We start from the raw sequence: 16,307 nt of genomic DNA, 5'->3' as shown, positions 1-16,307 counted from the left end.
TGGTACCCCTCCGGTACGCCCTGATGCGCTCACCTGGGCCAATAGCTCAATCAGGTTGAGCGCTCGGCTGATAACCGGGAGGCTGCCGGTTCAAATCCGGCTTGGCCCACTATTCCACCTTTTTACTGCGAGGGGTTACCTCGGTCGCCAAGGGCGACCTGCGGGAACCCCTTCTGCTCACGGACGCGAAGCGTCCGTTCGCATGGTCAGCGGGACCGCCGGTCCTGCTCGACTTGCAAAAATCTGGGCCAAAAACACCTGCTCGCGGGCCGTTGGCCCGCTCGCAGTGAAACGCGTTCGCTTCGCTCGCGCGCTTCACTGGACCAGTTCCACTTTCACTCCGCTGCAGGATACGATTCTTTAGTCCCCCGTCCGTCAGTCTCGGGTGGACATGCCCGACGACGAGGCCGTCGCGACCGTCAACATCGAGGATCGGACCGACAGGTGGCGCTTCAGGTGCCCGAACGGACACACGACGTGGGAGCCGACGAACCACCACTTCTGGTGTCGCACCTGTGCCCGGATGGACAGCACCGATGGGGTGTTCGACCGGTTGCGTGACGTCCGGGAGGATCGCCTGATCCCTCGCGAACGTGTGTCCCTCCGCGATCGCGTCGGCCCCTACGACAAGGACCTCGACCGGAGAGGTGAGGTGTGACCTGCCCGGACTGCGGGAGCGAACGCGTCCACCCCTCCGGGGGCTGTCCGTTCTGTCCGGACTGTGGCTGGAGTGAGTGTGGCGGCCGTCGGGCGTGAGCGGGGCGGGTGGCCAGTCGACTTCGAAACACGGGAATACCTGCCGCAGGTAGCCACGATCGATGACGACCGGCAGGACACACGCACTCGAACGCGCCGAACCGGTGATCCTCGTCGCCATCGGTGGGTTTGCTGGGGCGATCCTGCGGTACGCACTCGCCGCCGGGCTGCCCGACGCCGTCGTCGGGACGCTGGCGGCAAACGCCCTGGGTAGTTTCGCGCTCGGGGTCGTCCTCTACGAGGCGCGCCTCGCCGACATGTTGTCGACGGAGACCCGGTTGATCGTCGGGACGGGCTTTCTCTCATCGTTCACTACCTACAGCACCTTCGCCGTCCAGACGGCCTCGCTCTCGCCGGCCTGGGCGGTCGGGAACGTCCTCGCGAACTACGCGCTCGGGATCGCCGGCGTCCTCGCCGGCCGGGCCGTCACCAGGGGGATGATCGCGTGAATCCCGCCGTTCTTGTCGGCGTCGGCGGGACGTTCGGGGCGCTCGCCCGCCACGCTGTCGGGGAGCGATTGGAACGCAAGCACGCCGATACCTTCGCGGTCAACGTCCTCGGGAGTTTCCTGCTCGGGGCCATCGTCGCCGCGCCGGTCGGTGAACCGGTCGCACTGGCCCTGGGAACCGGGTTCTGTGGCGCGTTCACGACCTTCTCGACGTTCGCCTTCGAGACCGTCCGGCTCTATGAGACGGGCCGGCGACGCCGGGCGCTTGCCAACGCGGCAGGCCACCTCGCCGGCGCGTTGCTCGCCGTCGGGTTCGGGACGCTGGTCGTCACTCTCACAATCGCCTGAGTCCGTGAACCGTCGCCACTCTCCGGTCGCCTGGCTCCGCAGGACACCGCCACCTCCGGGTCGCCTGATTTCGCGGATCCTCGTTATCCCGGCTCTCCCCCTCCGCCGGGTTCACGTACCTTCCGTTCCTTCGTTCGATCATGGACCCGGAGGAACTCCGCGCCGGCATGCCCGTCACGAACGAGGTCGCCTATCTCAACACCGGCGCGAGCAGCCCCGCGCCGCGGCCGGTCGTCGAGGCGGTGACTGACTGGCTGGAGTATCACAACTTCGAAGCGCCCGTTTCCGAGGGGATGTACCCCCACGCCTGGGACACCTACGAAGCCGTCCGCGAGACGATCGCCGACTTCTTCTCAGTCCCGGCGGAGACGATCGCACTCACGGGAAGCACGGCCGAGGGGATCAACCTGATCGCCGCCTCGATCGACTGGGAACCGGGGGACGTGATCGTCCGGACGGATCTCGAACACCCGGCCGGCGTTCTCCCCTTCGAGCGCATGGCTGATCTGCACGGCGTCGAGGTACGTACTCTCGAAACGACCGACGGACGCATCGATCTCGACGACCTCCGGGACGCCGTCACGGATGCCCGCTTGCTCGCGATGAGTTCGATTACCTGGAGTCACGGGACCCGGCTTCCCGTCGAAGAGGCAGTCGAAATCGCTCACGAAGCGGGAGCGCGCGTCCTGATCGACGCCGTGCAGTCGCCGGGCCAGCGACCTGTCGATCTCGACGCGTGGGGTGCGGACTTCGTCGCCGGGTCGGGCCACAAGTGGTTGCTCGGCCCCATGGGTGCGGGCTTTCTGTACGTCTCTCCCGACGCCATCGACGTGCTCACACCGCGACAGATCGGCTACCGGGGCGTCGAGGATCCTACCGGATCGCCCTACCAGTACAAAGCCGGTTGCCAGCGATTCGAACTCGGGACGACCTCGCCAACACCCCACGTCGGCCTGGCCGCATCGATCGACTTGCTGGAGGCCATCGGGATGGATACCGTCCAGGCCAGGATCGAACAGCTGACAGATCGCCTGAAAGCAGGATTGGAGGAGCGACTCATCAGCCCGCGGGAGTACGAGTCGGGCCTGGTCACCTTCGACGCCGAAGATCCCGAGGCGACGGTCGAACGACTCGCGGAGGCGGACGTGATCGTTCGATCACTACCGTATCCCGACGCCGTTCGCGCGTCGGTCCACGCGTTCAACACCGCCGAGGACGTCGATCGGTTGCTCGACGCGCTAGAGAGCTGACGCCGTTCCCTCATTTGTCGCCGATCGGCCGCCGTCGGAGTTCGTCGATCTGGCCCCGCAAACGGTCGAGTTCGGACTCCAGTTCCTCCCGGCGATCGATCAGGTTGCTCAGCTCCTCGGTGTTGACCGAGAAGTCGTCGTCCATCGCGGCTTCCAGGGCATCGGTCGTCGAGCGGACGAACTGCGTGGCGACGCCCAGCACCTCCTCGGGCGATTCACATCCCTCGTAAAGGTCGACGTCTCCCGATCTGACGGTGTAGCGGATGAGCGGCAGTGCCTCCTCGGCGTGGTAGCTCGTCGTCGTCTCCAGGCCGGTGACGGGATTGTGGCGGTCGCGGGCCTGCTCGTTGCGGACGACGCTGAAGGGCTCCGCCAACGCGGGATAGGTGTCGGCCAGGTCGCGCAACCGATCGGCCGCCGTGACGTCCAACTGGGCCTCGACGTCCCCGAAGAACTGCGCCGAGCCGGTCAGGCTCAACGCGACGGTGAAGAAAACGCTCCGGTTTTCCTCGGCGAGCCCCCGGACGCGTTCGCGGACCTCCTCGTGGTCCCCCTCCAGTGCCTGCCGCTCGAGGTCGTCGAGCAGGGCGCGGACGCCCGCCTCCCGCTCGAGGTACTCCTCGACGAGCATCCCCGGCAATTCCCCGGAATCGTCCGGCTGGTCCATGTCCCCTGTTTCGGTCCCCGGCACTAAACCCTTCCCGCCCGGAAAACACTCACCGTCCGTCGAGAGGCCCCCACCCCCCTTCTGGACGGCAGCTCAGGGGAGGCGACGACTCCGGAATGCCAGCGGGAACGCTGCTGTCGCCTCCTCCGGACGCATTTGCGACCAGATATTTCCGGACAGCCTCTGGCCCGGGCATATATAATCATTCATCGTGAAGAATATTAGTGGTTTCGGCCGTCGAAAGGCAATTGACGTGGTAGATCGAACGGCGACGTATGATCGAGTGTCCCTACTGTGGGGCCGATTCGGACGAGGCGGCGCGGTTCTGCGATCGCTGTGGCGAACGGCTGTCCGACGAGGCGGAACAACGGGAGGGGTTTCTCCGTCGGTCGTCGGTCCAGTATCTTCAGGGAGTCCGTCACGGTGCGCGCCCGCTCGACCCGTCGAGTGCTTACCACGAGGGTCTCTGTGCTGACCTGGCTGGCGCCGTCGCTGACCTTTCCTATCTCGCGGAAGTCGAGACGCTTGCCCTCTCGGATCTGATCGACGTCGACGACGAGGATCTCGGCGCCCTGGATCGGGACCTCTCTCCTGACACCGATCTTCCGGAGACCGACCGGCGCGCACTCGGACTCGTCGTTCTGGTCGGCCTGCTGGAGGATTCTTTCGAGGGTCGGACGCTCGATGAACTACGTGCGCTGGGGGTCGAACGGGCCGAGTAGTTTTCGGGCTGTCGGGTGTGTTCGGCTTGAACACGGTCAGTTCGTCGCTCGACGGAGGGCCACGTTTTTGCCGGTCGCCACCGTTTCATGTCTATGGGATTGTTCGAGAATCTCGGCCGGAAGGTCGAGTCTTTCAAGCAGGACGCCACCGAGAACGCCTCGGCGCCGACCCACCGCTGTGGCGATTGCGACGCCGAATTCTTCACGCCCTACGAGACCTGCCCCGACTGCGAGGGCGAGGACGTCCACGCGATCGAGTGACTGAACGATCGGGTCCCGGTTCAAAAGCGAAGAGGGGACAAATCCCGGTATGATCGCGATTGCCGGGGCGAAAGGTGGGTATGGAAAGACGACGGTGACGCTTGGCCTCGCCGAGGCCTTTGCTGACCGTGGCAGACCGACCGTCGCAGTCGATGCCGACAGACAGTGCCCGGACTTACACACGGTGGCGGACGTCGACCGTGAACCGACCATCGCCGCCCTGGACGGGGAGACGAACGTGGCCTCGATCGCGAAGGGCGTGTGGGCGTCCCTGGCGTCGGCGTCATCACCGCACAGCGATCCGACGAGACGGTCTATCTGGCGGCCGAACTGTCTGGGTAGCGACCGACAGCACGCTCTTTTTGTTCCACAGGCGAGTACTGGAGACATGGCCAAGGTCTCGATCGGATTGCGCGGCTGGCGCTTCGAGGAGGACGCAGTGTTCGAGGAAGACGGGTCGTTGAAGCCGCTGACCGAGATGCCCCCGGACGAACGCGAGCGGATTCTCCGATTGACCGCGCTCGTCGGCGAACCCTGTGACGCCTGCTATATCGAGCATGGAGATAACGCGATCGAACAGTGTAACGTCGGGTCGATCGTCTACGGCGAACCCATGGGCGAGGTGTTGCTCTGTGACGCCCACGAAAGTGATTTCCTCTACTGGTTCCGGGAAACGGGTGGCGAAGACATGGCGGGGACCAGGGAGATGGCAAACGCCTTCCAGGCGTGGTTCGACGACGGCGGCCGTGCCCCGGCGGGCTACAGCGGGATCGACCACGTCGAGGAGGCGCCCGATCGACTCCCAGCGTTCGACCCCGAGATCCAGTCCCTCGAGGCGGAACTGGAAGAGATGGACGAGAGCGAACGCGAGGCGCTGGACGTCAATCTGAGCGACCTCGATCTGGACATATGACTGTCAGCGTCGCCGTTGTCGATGCTCAGACCCCAGGGAACGTCGGCACGATCGCCAGAGCGATGAAGAACTTCGGGCTGACCGACCTCAAACTGGTCGACCCGCCCGAACTCGATCCCGACGGTGAAGCCTACGGGTTCGCTGGTCAGGCCCGCGAGGATGTCCTGCCCGAGGCCGACGTGGTGACTTTCGAGGAACTCGCCGAGAACTACCACACCGTCGCCACGACGGCGATCACCAACGAGGACGCCACCAAGCACGTCCGGTATCCCTTCGTGACGCCCCAGGAACTCGCCGACGAACTCCAGGGCGTCGACAGCGACGTGTGTCTGGTCTTCGGCCGCGAGGATGTCGGTCTGACTAACGAGGAACTCGCCGAAGTCGATCAAATCTGTTCGATCCCCGCCAGCAGCGACTATCCCGTCCTGAACCTGGGCCAGGCCGCCACGATCGTCCTCTACGAACTCCGGGAGTTGACGGTCGAGGAGACCCAACTCCCCGAGATCACCGACCGGGCCGACCAACCCGCCATCGAGGGGTTACACGACCAGTTCGGGAGCTTTCTGACGGCGATCGACCATCCCGAAGAGAAGCGGTCGAAGGCCGGCCGGCTCTTCCGTCGGGTGATCGGCCGCGCCCACCCCACCGGGCGGGAAGTCCGGACGCTCCGTGGGCTCTTTCGCCGCGTCGAGCAGAAACTGGAGGATTAGGATCGCCGTTCGTCACGCGGGATCGTCTCGAAGGTCCGTAGATCTGCGATCAAGTCGGCGAGCAGATGTGCGTACAGCACTCCCGCCGAGAGGAGACCGACGAACGGATCGACGGCAAGCCAGATCACGGGTACCAGAACGCCAGCGATGACGACGTGGCTGATCAGCCGGTGGTACGGGCCGAGATCGGCAGTCTCGAAGATCGATCCGGGATCAGTGACGACGATCCAGGGTGCCTTGAGGACCCGTCGGAGTGGAGCGAGACTGCCCGAGAGCATCCACGCGAGCGCGAAGTGATCGAGATCGATCAACACACCCAGGGCGACGCCGTAAGCCATCGCGAGCGCGGGGTGGAGCGTCGGCTCGCCGGCGACGACGGCGTCCCGGGTGAGGACGAGTGCGGACGCGACGAGAAGCGAGATGGCGGCGTGGGCGCGTGAGTACATGTGGGTGGTCGTCGGTCGGACCGATCAGGCGCGTTTCTGGATCTCCTCGCGGAGCACGTCGCTGACCACGTCGCCGTCGGCTTTCCCCCGGAGTTCGCCCATGCACTCGCCCATCAGCCCGGAGAAGGCACCCATGCCCTCCGCTTCGACCTGCTCGGCGTTGCGCTCGACGACTCTGACGACTGCCTCGCGGACTTCGTCCTCGCCGGCGCTTCCGAGGTCTTCCTGTTCGGCCGCCTCTTCGGCGCTGAGAGCCGGGTTCTCCGCGAGTGCGGAAAGCAGGTCCGGGACGCCTTCCTTGGCGAGTTCGTCCTCGGCCAGCAGCGAGAAAACCTCCCGGAAGTGCTTGTCGGTGAGTTTCTCGACCGGCGCGCCGTCCCGTCGGATCTCGGTGACGGTCGATTCGACCGTCTGGGCAGCCAGTGTGGCGTCGACCCCTGACCCGAGGGCTTCTTCGAACAGTTCCCACCGCTTCCCGTAGGCGACCTGTTCGGCCAGGCCAGCGTCGAGGTCGTACTCCTCCCGGTAGCGCTCGGTCTTCTCGGTGAGGAGTTCGGGTGTCTCGACCTCGCTGGGATCGGGTTCGACCGGCGGGACATCCGTCTCGGGGTACATCCGGGCCGCACCGGGCAACGGCCGGAGGTACTGCGTCGTCGCCTCCTCGGTGGCGTCACGGGTTTCTTCGGGGACGCCGTCCATCGCGGTTTCGGCGCGTTCGGCCACCGCCTCGATCGCCTGCGCTGCGGTCTCCGGCGCGTCGGCGACGATGGCGACTGCGTCCGTGGCGTCGTCACCGACGACGGCCCCCGGACCGAGACCGACGGCCTCGGCCAGCGCCTCGACCTCGGCTTCGGTGACGCCGTAGGCCGGGAGTTCGTCGGTATGGAAGATCCCGCCGGCCCCGTGGCGCTTGGCGTGATCGGAGAACTCCGTTCCGAGGCGGCGGTCGGGCTGGATCTCGCGGCCGACCACACCGCCGAAGCCCGGCAGGGGGACGGCCCACACTTCGCCGCCATCGTCGAGTGCGCCCCGGATGACGCCGCTGTCGGTCCCCTCGAAGACGTCGGTGACATCCTGGGGATCGCCGACGGTCGCGTCCCTGTCGGCCAATTCGTCGGCGATGTCGAGGAGCGCGACCTGCCGTCCCACTTCGTTGCGGACGATGTCCTCGATGTCCTCTAAGCTCTGGACACCCTTGATCTCGACGCGGGCGCCCTCGGCGATCGAGACGTTGACGTCCTGGCGGATCGTTCCCAGCCCGCGCCGGACCTGGCCGGTCGAGCGTAACAGCATCCCGATCCGTTCGGCGGCTTCCTGGGCCTGGGCTGGCGAACGGATGTCCGGATCGGTACCGATCTCGACCAGGGGGATACCGAGGCGATCGAGGCTGTATCGGACGCCCGTCTCGGTCTCTTCGACGCGCTGGGCGCTCTCCTCTTCGAGCATGAGGTCCTCGACGCCGACCGGTCCCTCGCTGGTCTCGATCTCGCCGCCGGTCGCCACCATCATGGTGCGCTGGAAGCCGGAGGTGTTCGAGCCGTCGATGACGAGTTTGCGCATCACGTGAGCCTCGTCGACGGCGCGCATATCGAGCAACTGGGCGATCTCCAGGGCGACGGCCATCGCCTCCTCGTCGACCCGGTGGGGTGGCTCGTCGTCGGCCTCGACCAGACACGTCGAGTCGTAGGCGAGGTATTCGAACTCGCGCTCGACCTGACTCTCCTCGAGGGCCGCCTCGTCGAGTTCACCCAGTTCGCTCTTCGTCGGGTGGAGGTACCGCGTGATTGTCTTCGTCGATTCCTCGGGTTCGCGGAGCGTCGTCGGGCAGTCACAGAACAGTTTCGTCGCCGTGTCGAGTTGCTGGTGGATCTCAAGCCCGGCGACTAGCCCCAGATCGTCGTAGTCGAACTCCTCAGTCATTACCGGGCAGTGACACGGCAGCGGGGAAAAACGCTCCGTTGTCACCTCCGTACTCCCGGCCGGCGTCCGTCGTCACTCGTTGCCGATCTCCACGCGTTTTTGTGGCTGGCTATCTCAGTATGTGGTATGCGGTGGCATGTCCTGGCTGTCGTGGTGCTCCTGTCCTTTGTCGGGTGTAGCGCTATCGACGGCTCGACGGAGACTGAGACCTTGACCCCCGCTCCGGTTCCGACAGACGTTCCCGCGGACGGGCCGGGAGCGACGGTCGCACCGGGCGTCTGGGCCGACGGCCGTCTCGACGTGACGGTGTTGGTCGATGCTCATCGCAACGCGGTCGAGGATCGGTCCTTCGTCTGGCGGGAGACGCACGGCCGATCCGGGGAGACGGGGAGCATATCGACGAAGGTCAGCACCTACGAGAAGATCGTCTATGTGAACGACACGTTCTTCTATCGGGACACGGACGAGGGAGTCAATCGGACGAACAACACCCTTCTTTTCTACACTCGGTATTCGGAGTATGCCGACGGAACCCATCGTTACGTCCGCGCGAAAGTGTTCAATTCGGAGGAGATGCAGTACAATCGGACGCCCATCTCCGGCGATGGCAGCCGGATACGAAACCACACGGTCGATCCCGTCCGACGATATCTGAACGTCACGTCGGTCGACGTTCGGCCGGTAACGGTCGGGGGTGACCGGTATTATCGGTTGGTTGGCACCGAGCTACGATCGATGAGTGGGGGCGACGAGTGGGACTACTCGGTGACAGCCACCGTCACCCCCTCCGGACTCGTCCGAAACCTCTCGGCTCGGTACACGCTATCTAACGGGGAGGAAAACGAGACGTTCCGCTACCGGGGTACGTTCGAACGTCTCGGCGACGTAGATCTCGAACAGCCGAACTGGGTCCAGGCTGCCGAAAACCGGACTGCCGACGGCACGACTGGCTCTCCCCCGACGTGATCCACAGCGTCACTCTTCGCCGAGGATGACGCGTTCGGTCATTTTCGCCGGGTCCAGCACGTCCGCTGCTTCCTCCTCGGTGAGATACCCCTTCTCGATAGCGACTTCGCGGATCGTCTTGCCTGAGGCCATCGCTTCCTTGGCGACTTCGCCGGCCTTGTCGTAGCCGATAGCCGGGTTGAGTGCCGTCGCCAGGGCCATGCTCTGTTCGACGCGCTCCTCGCAGTGCTCGCGGTCGACCTCGAGTTTCGCGACGAACTTCGTCGCGAAGGTGCCACTGACGTTGGCGAGAATGTCCGCCGACTGGAGGAAGTTCTTCGCGATCACGGGCTTATAGAGGTTCAAGTCGATCTGGCCGTTGGCCGCGCCCGTCGAAACGGCGGCGTCGTTGCCGACGACCTGCGCGTAGACCTGATTGACCGACTCGGCGACGACCGGATTGATCTTCCCGGGCATGATCGAGGAGCCGGGCTGGTTCTCGGGTTGGTCGATTTCTCCGAGGCCGTTGCGTGGACCTGAAGCCAGCAGGCGGAGATCGTTTGCGATCTTGTGCAGCGAACCCGCGACCGTTCGGAGGGCGCCGTGGGCCTCGCTCATCGCGTCGTGGGCGGCCTGGGCCTCGAAGTGGTTGTCAGCCTCTCGGAACGGGAGCAACGTCTCCTCGGCGATGTATTCCGCAGCGAGTTCGGGGAACTCCGGGTGGGTGTTCAGACCAGTCCCCACCGCGGTTCCACCCAGCGCCAGTTCCTCTAGGCGTTCACTCGAATCTTCGACCCGGGCGATCCCTTTCTCGACTTGCGTTCGATAGCCCGAGAACTCCTGGCCCAGTCGGATCGGCGTCGCGTCCTGGAGATGCGTCCGGCCGGTCTTGACCACGTCGTCGAACGCTGCTTCTTTGGCCTGGAGTTCCTCCCGCAAGGTCTCCAGAGCCGGCAACACGTCACGCTCGACGGCCTCCAGGGCGGCGACGTGCATCGCCGTCGGGATCACGTCGTTGCTCGATTGGCCGTAGTTGACGTGGTCGTTGGGGTGGATCTCGCGGGAGCCCATCTCGCCGCCCGCGATCTCGGTCGCGCGATTGGCGAGCACCTCGTTGGCGTTCATGTTCGTCGAGGTACCCGATCCCGTCTGGAAGACGTCGACGGGGAACTGGTCGTCGTGGTCGCCGGCGATGACTTCCTCGGCGGCGGCGACGATGGGGTCGGCCGTCTCGTCGTCGAGTCGACCCAGGTCCCGGTTGGCCTGTGCGGCGGCCTTCTTGACGACGCCCAGCGCGCGGACGAATCGCCGGCCGAAGCGCTGGTCGCTGATCGGGAAGTTCTCGATCGCGCGCTGGGTCTGTGCACCCCAGTAGGCATCTGCGGGCACTTCCATTTCGCCCAGACTGTCCGTTTCGATCCGGTAATCCTCGTCGTCGGTCATTGCATTCGACCAGACTTGCGCCAGGGGTTTAACTATCCGTGTCGGGTCGGTCCGTTCGCTCTGCCCGAGCGGTATCGTCCATCGACGCTATTTCTGTCGTGTGTTCGTCGTTCGGGTCGTCATCGAATGTGTTCGGTTGGGTCTCCGTCCGATGAGCGAGCGGCAACGTGACCTCGATCGTCGTCCCTTCGTCTCCGGTCGTCACCACGTCGACCGAGCCGCCGTAACTGTCGAGGAGTTTACTGACGATGTACAGCCCAAGACCGTGATCACCGTGTTGAGGACGTTCGAACAGCATGTCGAGTCTTCGCTCCGGAATGCCGTCGCCGTCGTCCTCGATCCTGACGACGGCGGATCCGTCCCGGACGGTCCCGGCCACCCGTATCCGGACATCCTCCGGATCGTTGTGTTCGACAGCGTTAGCGAGCAGGTTTCCGAAGACACGCCCGAGCAGTTCGTCCCCCTGGACAGTGATCGCTTCCGGAACGGTCACGTCGATATCGACTGTCGGATGACGGTCCCGTACTTTCCTGACCTCCGAACGGAGGACCTCGGTCAGATTTACAGGCTTCAGTTCTCGATCGTCCTGCATCGTATGCAACAACGAGCGGACGTCCCGGATCACGTGAGTCAACTCTTCGCCCTGGCGGCGTACTCGTTCGAGACGCTCGTCTTCGGGATCGATCGGCTTGCTCTCGTCCTGGAGCAGTTCGACGGTCCCGAGGATCGTCTGCGTGGCGTTGAGTACCTCGTGGCGCAGGATACTGTTCATATCGTCGACGAGGTCCCGCTGTCGTTCCAGGTGCTCCGCACGGATCGATTGACGCTCCGCCGCGAGTGTGTGAAAGATCGTCCGCGCCTGTGCGATACCGATGTATAGCCCGACAATCAGGCCCAGCGACAGTGCCCATCGCATCCAGTTGATCGTGAGCCAGATTGATTCCGACGGGAAGAAACTCATGAGCCCAACGTTGAAGACGAGAAACCCGATCCCTCCCACGGCACAGTACGTCGTGATCGACCGGTAGTACTTCGGGCGGAGATCACTCTCCCGAAGCCATTTCCCGCCCCATACGAGTCCGAGAGAGGCCGGGACGTGCGTGACGTATCCGATCAGGTATCGCGGCTCGGAGGCCACCGGGGAACCGACCGCGAACAATCCGACCAGTTCGAGCAACGACCACCCGAGAAGGGTCCCGCCGCTACCGAGAATCACCAGCGGGACAGTGTCATCGACTGACGTCGATTCCCTTCGCCACTCCAACATCATTTACCAGTTCGTTTTGGGGCTACTAAACGCTCCCCCGTCCGTTATCATCTCTGAGACTGCGTTGCTATCGCCACGCCATCAATCAGTGCGTGGGAGTGCGATCGCGCCCACCGCGAACGCGACTGCCGCGAGCACGGCGAGCACGGCGAGATTGAACAGCGGGTCGGGACCACTCGGCCAGGTGGCGACGACCACGCCGTCGACGCCAGCACCGGGTGGATCCACGACCGCGCGGACGCCCCGCGAGAAGTACGAAAGCGGCGAGAGGTCCATCACCGGCCGGAACCACTCGGGCAACAGATACGGCGGGACGAACGTCTCCGAGAGGAACAGGAGGGGTATCGCGATCCCGTTGCTCGCCGAGATCACGCCGTCCTGGGAGTCCGCCAGGCTCCCGATTATCGCACCGACCGCACAGAACAGCGCGACGCCCAGCGCGAGGAAGACCCCAAGCAGGGGCGACAGGGCGATCTCGGCGCCGGTCCCGAGGACCATCACGACCAGGATGAGTACGGCCGCAGCCCCGATGATCAGGACGTTCACCAGCGTCTGGGCGGCGAGCCATTCGACCCGCGAGAGGGGTGTCGTCGCCAACTTCTCGAAGCGATTGCCCTCCCGGTGGCGTGCGACCTCGCTTCCCACCCGTGAGAGGGGCGTGAACAGCACGACGACGGCGAGATAGCCCGGGACGTAGTAGGCCGGCGATTCCGTGAACAGGCCGCCGCCGGTCGGCCGCGTCTGGATCAACACGCCGAAGATCCCGACGATCAGGAGTGGAAAGAGAAACGTGAAGAACACGGCTGTCCGGCGACGGAGGAACGCTTTCCCGGCCGCTCGCGTCTCGCTCGCGACCCGACCCGAAAAACTCACTGTTTCACCTCTACCGCCGATGTCCTCGTCGATCCGGTCGTCTGTTCGTCGTCTTCCGCCAGTACTTCTCCACCACGTCCGAGGGCCTGGCCGGTAAGTTCGAGATAGACATCTTCGAGTGTCGGCTCCATCCAGGACAACGACTCGGCTTCGATACCCTCCTCGGACAGCTCCTCGACGATCGTCCCGATCTCGGTCGGCGGGACGTCGGAGACGAGTAGTTCGTCGTCGGTCGTCGCCGTCCGGTAGCCCAGGTCGAGATCGAGCGACCCGGGTGCCGGGGTCGTCTCGATCGTCAGCCGCGTCTCGCCGCCGTGGGCGTCGATCAGAGCAGCCGGACTGTCGACGGCGACGAGTTCTCCCTCGGCGAGTAGTCCGACGCGGTCGGCCAGCCGCTGGGCTTCGGCCATGTAGTGAGTCGTCAGCACCACTGTCGTCCCTGCGGCGGCCAACTCCTCCAGTAGCTCCCACAGCCGTCGTCGACCCGCCGGATCGATCCCGGTGGTCGGCTCGTCGAGGATCAGGAGGTCAGGATCGTTCACCAGTGTCGTGCCGACGCAGACTCGGCGCTGCTGGCCACCGGAGAGGTCCTCGTATGCCGTTTCGGCGCTGTCGGTTAGCCCCACGTCCGTCAGAATCCGTCCCGGCGTGTGTGCGTCGTCGTAGAGTCCGGCGTAGTACGCGATCAACTCCCGTGCAGTCAGTCGTTCGTGGGGCGTGAAGTCCTGGGGGAGCAGCCCCAGCCGGGAACGATCGAACGTCCGTGGGTCCTCACCGAACAGCGCGACTCCGCCCTCGTAGTCGGTCGTGCCCGTGAGCGCCCGAACCAGCGTGGTCTTGCCCGCGCCGTTGGGGCCGACCAGTGCAAAGACCTCGCCCGCCGCGACAGTCAGCGAGACACCGGACAGCGCCGCGGTGTCTCCGTAGGTCCGTCGGACATCTTCGGCGACGATAGCGTCCGTCACGATCCGTTCACCCCGAGGAACCCCCTAAAGTGATCCGGTTCAGCGTCGAGAACGACGGCCGCCAGGCCAAAAGCAGGACTGCGAGGACGAACACGGCCGTCGAGAGGTCGTATCCCCCGGCATAGACCATTCCCGCGAGCGCCGTCGATCCGCCGATAGCCCCCGTCAACGGAACGACTACCGCGGCCCAGACACAGGAGACACACGAGAACAGCCCCAGGATGGCTGGAACGAATCCAGCCGCTTGCACGACCATCGCGTAGACGAGATACGACAGCGTGACGTATCCCAGCACTTTGAACGGGATCGCCGTCACCATGACCCCTCCGGCGGCGTCGATCACGACCGTTGGACCCCAGCCGGGCGGGATCGTCAGAGCGTTGACCGAGACGTCGAATCCGCTCGACCCGGCCAGCGAGACCAGTCCTCCCAGATACGACAACACGAGCAAGTATCCGGCGGCAAGTGTGCCAGCGATCAGTCGACGGCGAGTGGGTGTGGCGGGCGGTCTGACGCGGACAAGTGCCCACAGTGAGACGTTGATCCAGACGAACGGATAGGCGTACAGCCGGAGGGCGGCCAGGTTCAACAACTGACTCTCGCTGACGAGCAGGTATCCTCCTATCAGTAGTGCCTCGGTGTTGACGAGCAGCGCGCCCCAGACGAGCGTCTCGCGGGACGGGAGGGGAAGCGATCGCGGGAGCGTGACAGTACTCATACGATCATGGCGTCGATCACGACCGCGACCAGCAAGGCCCCGAGGAAGGCGTTCGAGGCGTGGAAGGCCCGGAAGGCCGCGTCCGTCGTTCGCTCGCGGTGCAGGGCCAGGACGGCCCAGAGGAAGACGGCGCCGACGGCCGCGACGGTCGCTCCGTAGAGGACGCCAAGGTTCGCTATCGCAGCGAGTCCGCTCGCAGCCAGCAACGTGGCGCCGAGGTACAGCAGGATGTGTTTGCGCGTGACCGTCGCGCCGTGGACGACGGGCATCATCGGGAAGCCGCCGCGCTCGTAGTCCTCGCGGTAGGCCAGCGCCAGGTTGTAGAAGTGCGCGGGCGTCCACAGGAAGACGATCCCTGCCAGTGCGAGGCCGGGCACACCGAACGCGCCTGTGACGGCGACCCAGCCGATCAGTGCCGGGAGCGCCCCCGCGAAGCCGCCGATGACGGTATTCTGGACCGTGTTGGGCTTGAGAAGGAGGGTGTAGACGACGCTGTAGAAGAGGATCGCCGAGAGGCCGAGCGCGGCCGCAAGCAGGTTGATCGACGCGAAGACGGCAAGCGATAGGGTCGCCAGCGCGACGCCGAACGTCACGGCGTTGGGGATCGGGACGCGATCGGTTGCGACTGGCCGGTCCGACGTGCGTTCCATCCGTTTGTCCCGGTCTCGTTCGAGGACGTGGTTGAACGTGCCGCTGGCGCCGATGGCGAGTACGCCACCCGAAAGCGTCGCGAGCACTGTCCCGGTCGTCAACGCCCGCCCGCCCGCCGCAGCCAGGGCCATCCCCGCCGAGGCGACGAGACAGAGCAGCCACATCAGTCGCGGTTTGGTCAGGCTGATGTACGCCCGGACGGTCGCGATGATCTCCCCGATGGGTCCGCGATCCGGTCGAACGCCCGACGCGGTGCCACCGTCTGTGAACTCTCCCTCGGGCGCCGGGTCGGGACTCGGTCGGTTCACGGATCGGTCGTCCGGGTCGCCGTACTCGGCTTCGAGGTGCCAGGCCAGCGCGAACACGAGCGCCCCGAAGATGCTCATCGCCACTCCGAGGTGGACGGCCGGCGAGATCCCGGCGGCACCGGTGACCGTCACGACGGCTCCCAGGGCGACCTGGACCGGAAAGAGCACGACGGCGACGGCGAGGGCGGCCCGGACCCGACGACTCGAGACGCGCCGGAAGCCGACGATCGCACTCACCAGTACCGCGACACCGACGACCGCGGCGAGTAGCCGGTGGCCCCAGGCGACCAGCAGCGCCGGCGATGCTTCAGAGGGGATACCACATCCCGGCCAGGTCGAACAGGTCGCGGCGGCGTCGGCGATGGAAGCTGTTGCCCCCGCGATGACGAGCAGATAGACGCCGACGATCGTCCCGGCGAGCAGCGTCGACAGCGGGACGTCGTCGATCCGGTTCCGTAACACTGGTTCTCGTTTCACCTCCGTTCCGGGTGATACTTAGGCTTCCCCCCGATGCAACACTTGTCGCGTTTGTCGATGTCGGACCCCGAGTGACTGCTCACAGTGGGACGGAACAGGATGGGATCCGATCGTCGGTTTCGGGCTCTGCTCGTCCAAAGAGTCATCCATCCACCCACCGTCTGTCACCCATGTGATGTCGTCGGCAGTCGTTGCGTGTCGTTTCCTCTCGACGATCTC

Annotated in this window: 18 protein-coding genes and 1 tRNA gene; 10 read left to right on the top strand and 9 right to left on the bottom strand. The window is 65.2% G+C overall.

What is annotated here, in order from left to right; all coding sequences use genetic code 11:
* The first annotated feature begins 35 nt into the window (after positions 1 to 35).
* The 5 genes from E3374_RS02440 to E3374_RS02420 all read left to right on the top strand — a co-directional run bounded on the left by E3374_RS02440 (position 36) and on the right by E3374_RS02420 (position 2,802).
* Positions 36 to 109 (top strand) — tRNA-Ile (locus tag E3374_RS02440).
* Between the two features lie 282 nt (positions 110 to 391).
* Positions 392 to 658 carry a hypothetical protein gene (locus E3374_RS02435; protein ID WP_136687343.1) on the top strand — a complete coding sequence of 89 codons (267 nt, stop codon included), beginning with the start codon at positions 392 to 394 and terminating at the stop codon, positions 656 to 658.
* 160 nt (positions 659 to 818) lie between these two features.
* Positions 819 to 1,205: a fluoride efflux transporter CrcB gene (gene crcB / locus E3374_RS02430; RefSeq protein WP_136687341.1), complete on the top strand. Its 387-nt coding sequence runs from the start codon at positions 819 to 821 to the stop codon at positions 1,203 to 1,205.
* Entirely contained in the window at positions 1,202 to 1,552 is a 351-nt protein-coding gene (locus E3374_RS02425; RefSeq protein ID WP_136687339.1) for a fluoride efflux transporter FluC, read from the top strand. Before crcB ends, E3374_RS02425 begins: the two co-directional genes overlap by 4 nt.
* Positions 1,553 to 1,692: 140 nt before the next feature.
* The gene (locus E3374_RS02420; protein ID WP_136687337.1) at positions 1,693 to 2,802 is read left to right on the top strand and encodes an aminotransferase class V-fold PLP-dependent enzyme; all 1,110 of its coding nucleotides are present in this window, start codon (positions 1,693 to 1,695) and stop codon (positions 2,800 to 2,802) included.
* A 10-nt stretch (positions 2,803 to 2,812) separates the two neighbouring features.
* Here the strand turns inward: E3374_RS02420 and E3374_RS02415 are convergent, their stop codons facing one another.
* Complete coding sequence (locus tag E3374_RS02415) at positions 2,813 to 3,469, bottom strand: hypothetical protein (protein WP_136687335.1); 657 nt, start codon at positions 3,467 to 3,469, stop codon at positions 2,813 to 2,815.
* Positions 3,470 to 3,744: 275 nt separating this feature from the next.
* Between E3374_RS02415 and E3374_RS02410 the strand changes: the two genes are divergently transcribed.
* The 4 genes from E3374_RS02410 to E3374_RS02400 all read left to right on the top strand — a co-directional run bounded on the left by E3374_RS02410 (position 3,745) and on the right by E3374_RS02400 (position 6,075).
* On the top strand, positions 3,745 to 4,191 hold the full coding sequence (locus E3374_RS02410; protein WP_136687333.1) for a zinc ribbon domain-containing protein: 447 nt from the start codon (positions 3,745 to 3,747) through the stop codon (positions 4,189 to 4,191).
* A gap of 93 nt (positions 4,192 to 4,284) precedes the next feature.
* The gene (locus E3374_RS16995) at positions 4,285 to 4,452 is read left to right on the top strand and encodes a PhlB family protein (RefSeq protein ID WP_169051752.1); all 168 of its coding nucleotides are present in this window, start codon (positions 4,285 to 4,287) and stop codon (positions 4,450 to 4,452) included.
* Positions 4,453 to 4,501: 49 nt separating this feature from the next.
* On the top strand, positions 4,502 to 5,365 hold the full coding sequence (locus tag E3374_RS18050) for a nucleotide-binding protein (protein ID WP_136687331.1): 864 nt from the start codon (positions 4,502 to 4,504) through the stop codon (positions 5,363 to 5,365).
* Positions 5,362 to 6,075: an RNA methyltransferase gene (locus E3374_RS02400; RefSeq protein ID WP_136687329.1), complete on the top strand. Its 714-nt coding sequence runs from the start codon at positions 5,362 to 5,364 to the stop codon at positions 6,073 to 6,075. Before E3374_RS18050 ends, E3374_RS02400 begins: the two co-directional genes overlap by 4 nt.
* On the opposite strand, the gene E3374_RS02395 is transcribed toward E3374_RS02400, so the two are convergent.
* Positions 6,072 to 6,521, bottom strand: a complete 450-nt coding sequence (locus E3374_RS02395; RefSeq protein ID WP_136687327.1) for a hypothetical protein — start codon at positions 6,519 to 6,521, stop codon at positions 6,072 to 6,074. The genes E3374_RS02400 and E3374_RS02395 overlap by 4 nt on opposite strands.
* A gap of 24 nt (positions 6,522 to 6,545) precedes the next feature.
* Positions 6,546 to 8,441, bottom strand: coding sequence for a Glu-tRNA(Gln) amidotransferase subunit GatE (gene gatE, locus E3374_RS02390; protein ID WP_136687325.1), 1,896 nt, complete (start codon positions 8,439 to 8,441; stop codon positions 6,546 to 6,548).
* Between the two features lie 126 nt (positions 8,442 to 8,567).
* On the opposite strand from gatE, the gene E3374_RS02385 reads away from it, so the two are divergent.
* Positions 8,568 to 9,407 carry a hypothetical protein gene (locus tag E3374_RS02385; protein ID WP_136687323.1) on the top strand — a complete coding sequence of 280 codons (840 nt, stop codon included), beginning with the start codon at positions 8,568 to 8,570 and terminating at the stop codon, positions 9,405 to 9,407.
* A gap of 9 nt (positions 9,408 to 9,416) precedes the next feature.
* On the opposite strand, the gene E3374_RS02380 is transcribed toward E3374_RS02385, so the two are convergent.
* The 6 genes from E3374_RS02380 to cyoE all read right to left on the bottom strand — a co-directional run bounded on the left by E3374_RS02380 (position 9,417) and on the right by cyoE (position 16,073).
* Complete coding sequence (locus E3374_RS02380) at positions 9,417 to 10,829, bottom strand: class II fumarate hydratase (RefSeq protein ID WP_136687321.1); 1,413 nt, start codon at positions 10,827 to 10,829, stop codon at positions 9,417 to 9,419.
* 28 nt (positions 10,830 to 10,857) lie between these two features.
* Positions 10,858 to 12,096, bottom strand: a complete 1,239-nt coding sequence (locus E3374_RS02375; protein WP_169051751.1) for a sensor histidine kinase — start codon at positions 12,094 to 12,096, stop codon at positions 10,858 to 10,860.
* 81 nt (positions 12,097 to 12,177) lie between these two features.
* Positions 12,178 to 12,969, bottom strand: a complete 792-nt coding sequence (locus E3374_RS02370) for an ABC transporter permease (RefSeq protein WP_136687317.1) — start codon at positions 12,967 to 12,969, stop codon at positions 12,178 to 12,180.
* On the bottom strand, positions 12,966 to 13,934 hold the full coding sequence (locus tag E3374_RS02365; protein ID WP_136687315.1) for an ABC transporter ATP-binding protein: 969 nt from the start codon (positions 13,932 to 13,934) through the stop codon (positions 12,966 to 12,968). Before E3374_RS02365 ends, E3374_RS02370 begins: the two co-directional genes overlap by 4 nt.
* Positions 13,935 to 13,941: 7 nt before the next feature.
* A complete protein-coding gene (locus tag E3374_RS02360) occupies positions 13,942 to 14,652 on the bottom strand; it encodes a DUF7546 family protein (RefSeq protein WP_136687313.1) in 711 nt (236 codons plus the stop codon).
* Positions 14,649 to 16,073 carry a heme o synthase gene (gene cyoE, locus E3374_RS02355; protein WP_248299371.1) on the bottom strand — a complete coding sequence of 475 codons (1,425 nt, stop codon included), beginning with the start codon at positions 16,071 to 16,073 and terminating at the stop codon, positions 14,649 to 14,651. Before cyoE ends, E3374_RS02360 begins: the two co-directional genes overlap by 4 nt.
* Positions 16,074 to 16,307: the final 234 nt, after the last annotated feature.

This window comes from Halorhabdus amylolytica (assembly GCF_004944975.1).
Taxonomy (GTDB): domain Archaea; phylum Halobacteriota; class Halobacteria; order Halobacteriales; family Haloarculaceae; genus Halorhabdus; species Halorhabdus amylolytica.
Note: the sequence above shows the minus strand (reverse complement) of the source record. Positions and strands in the feature narration are given on the sequence as shown.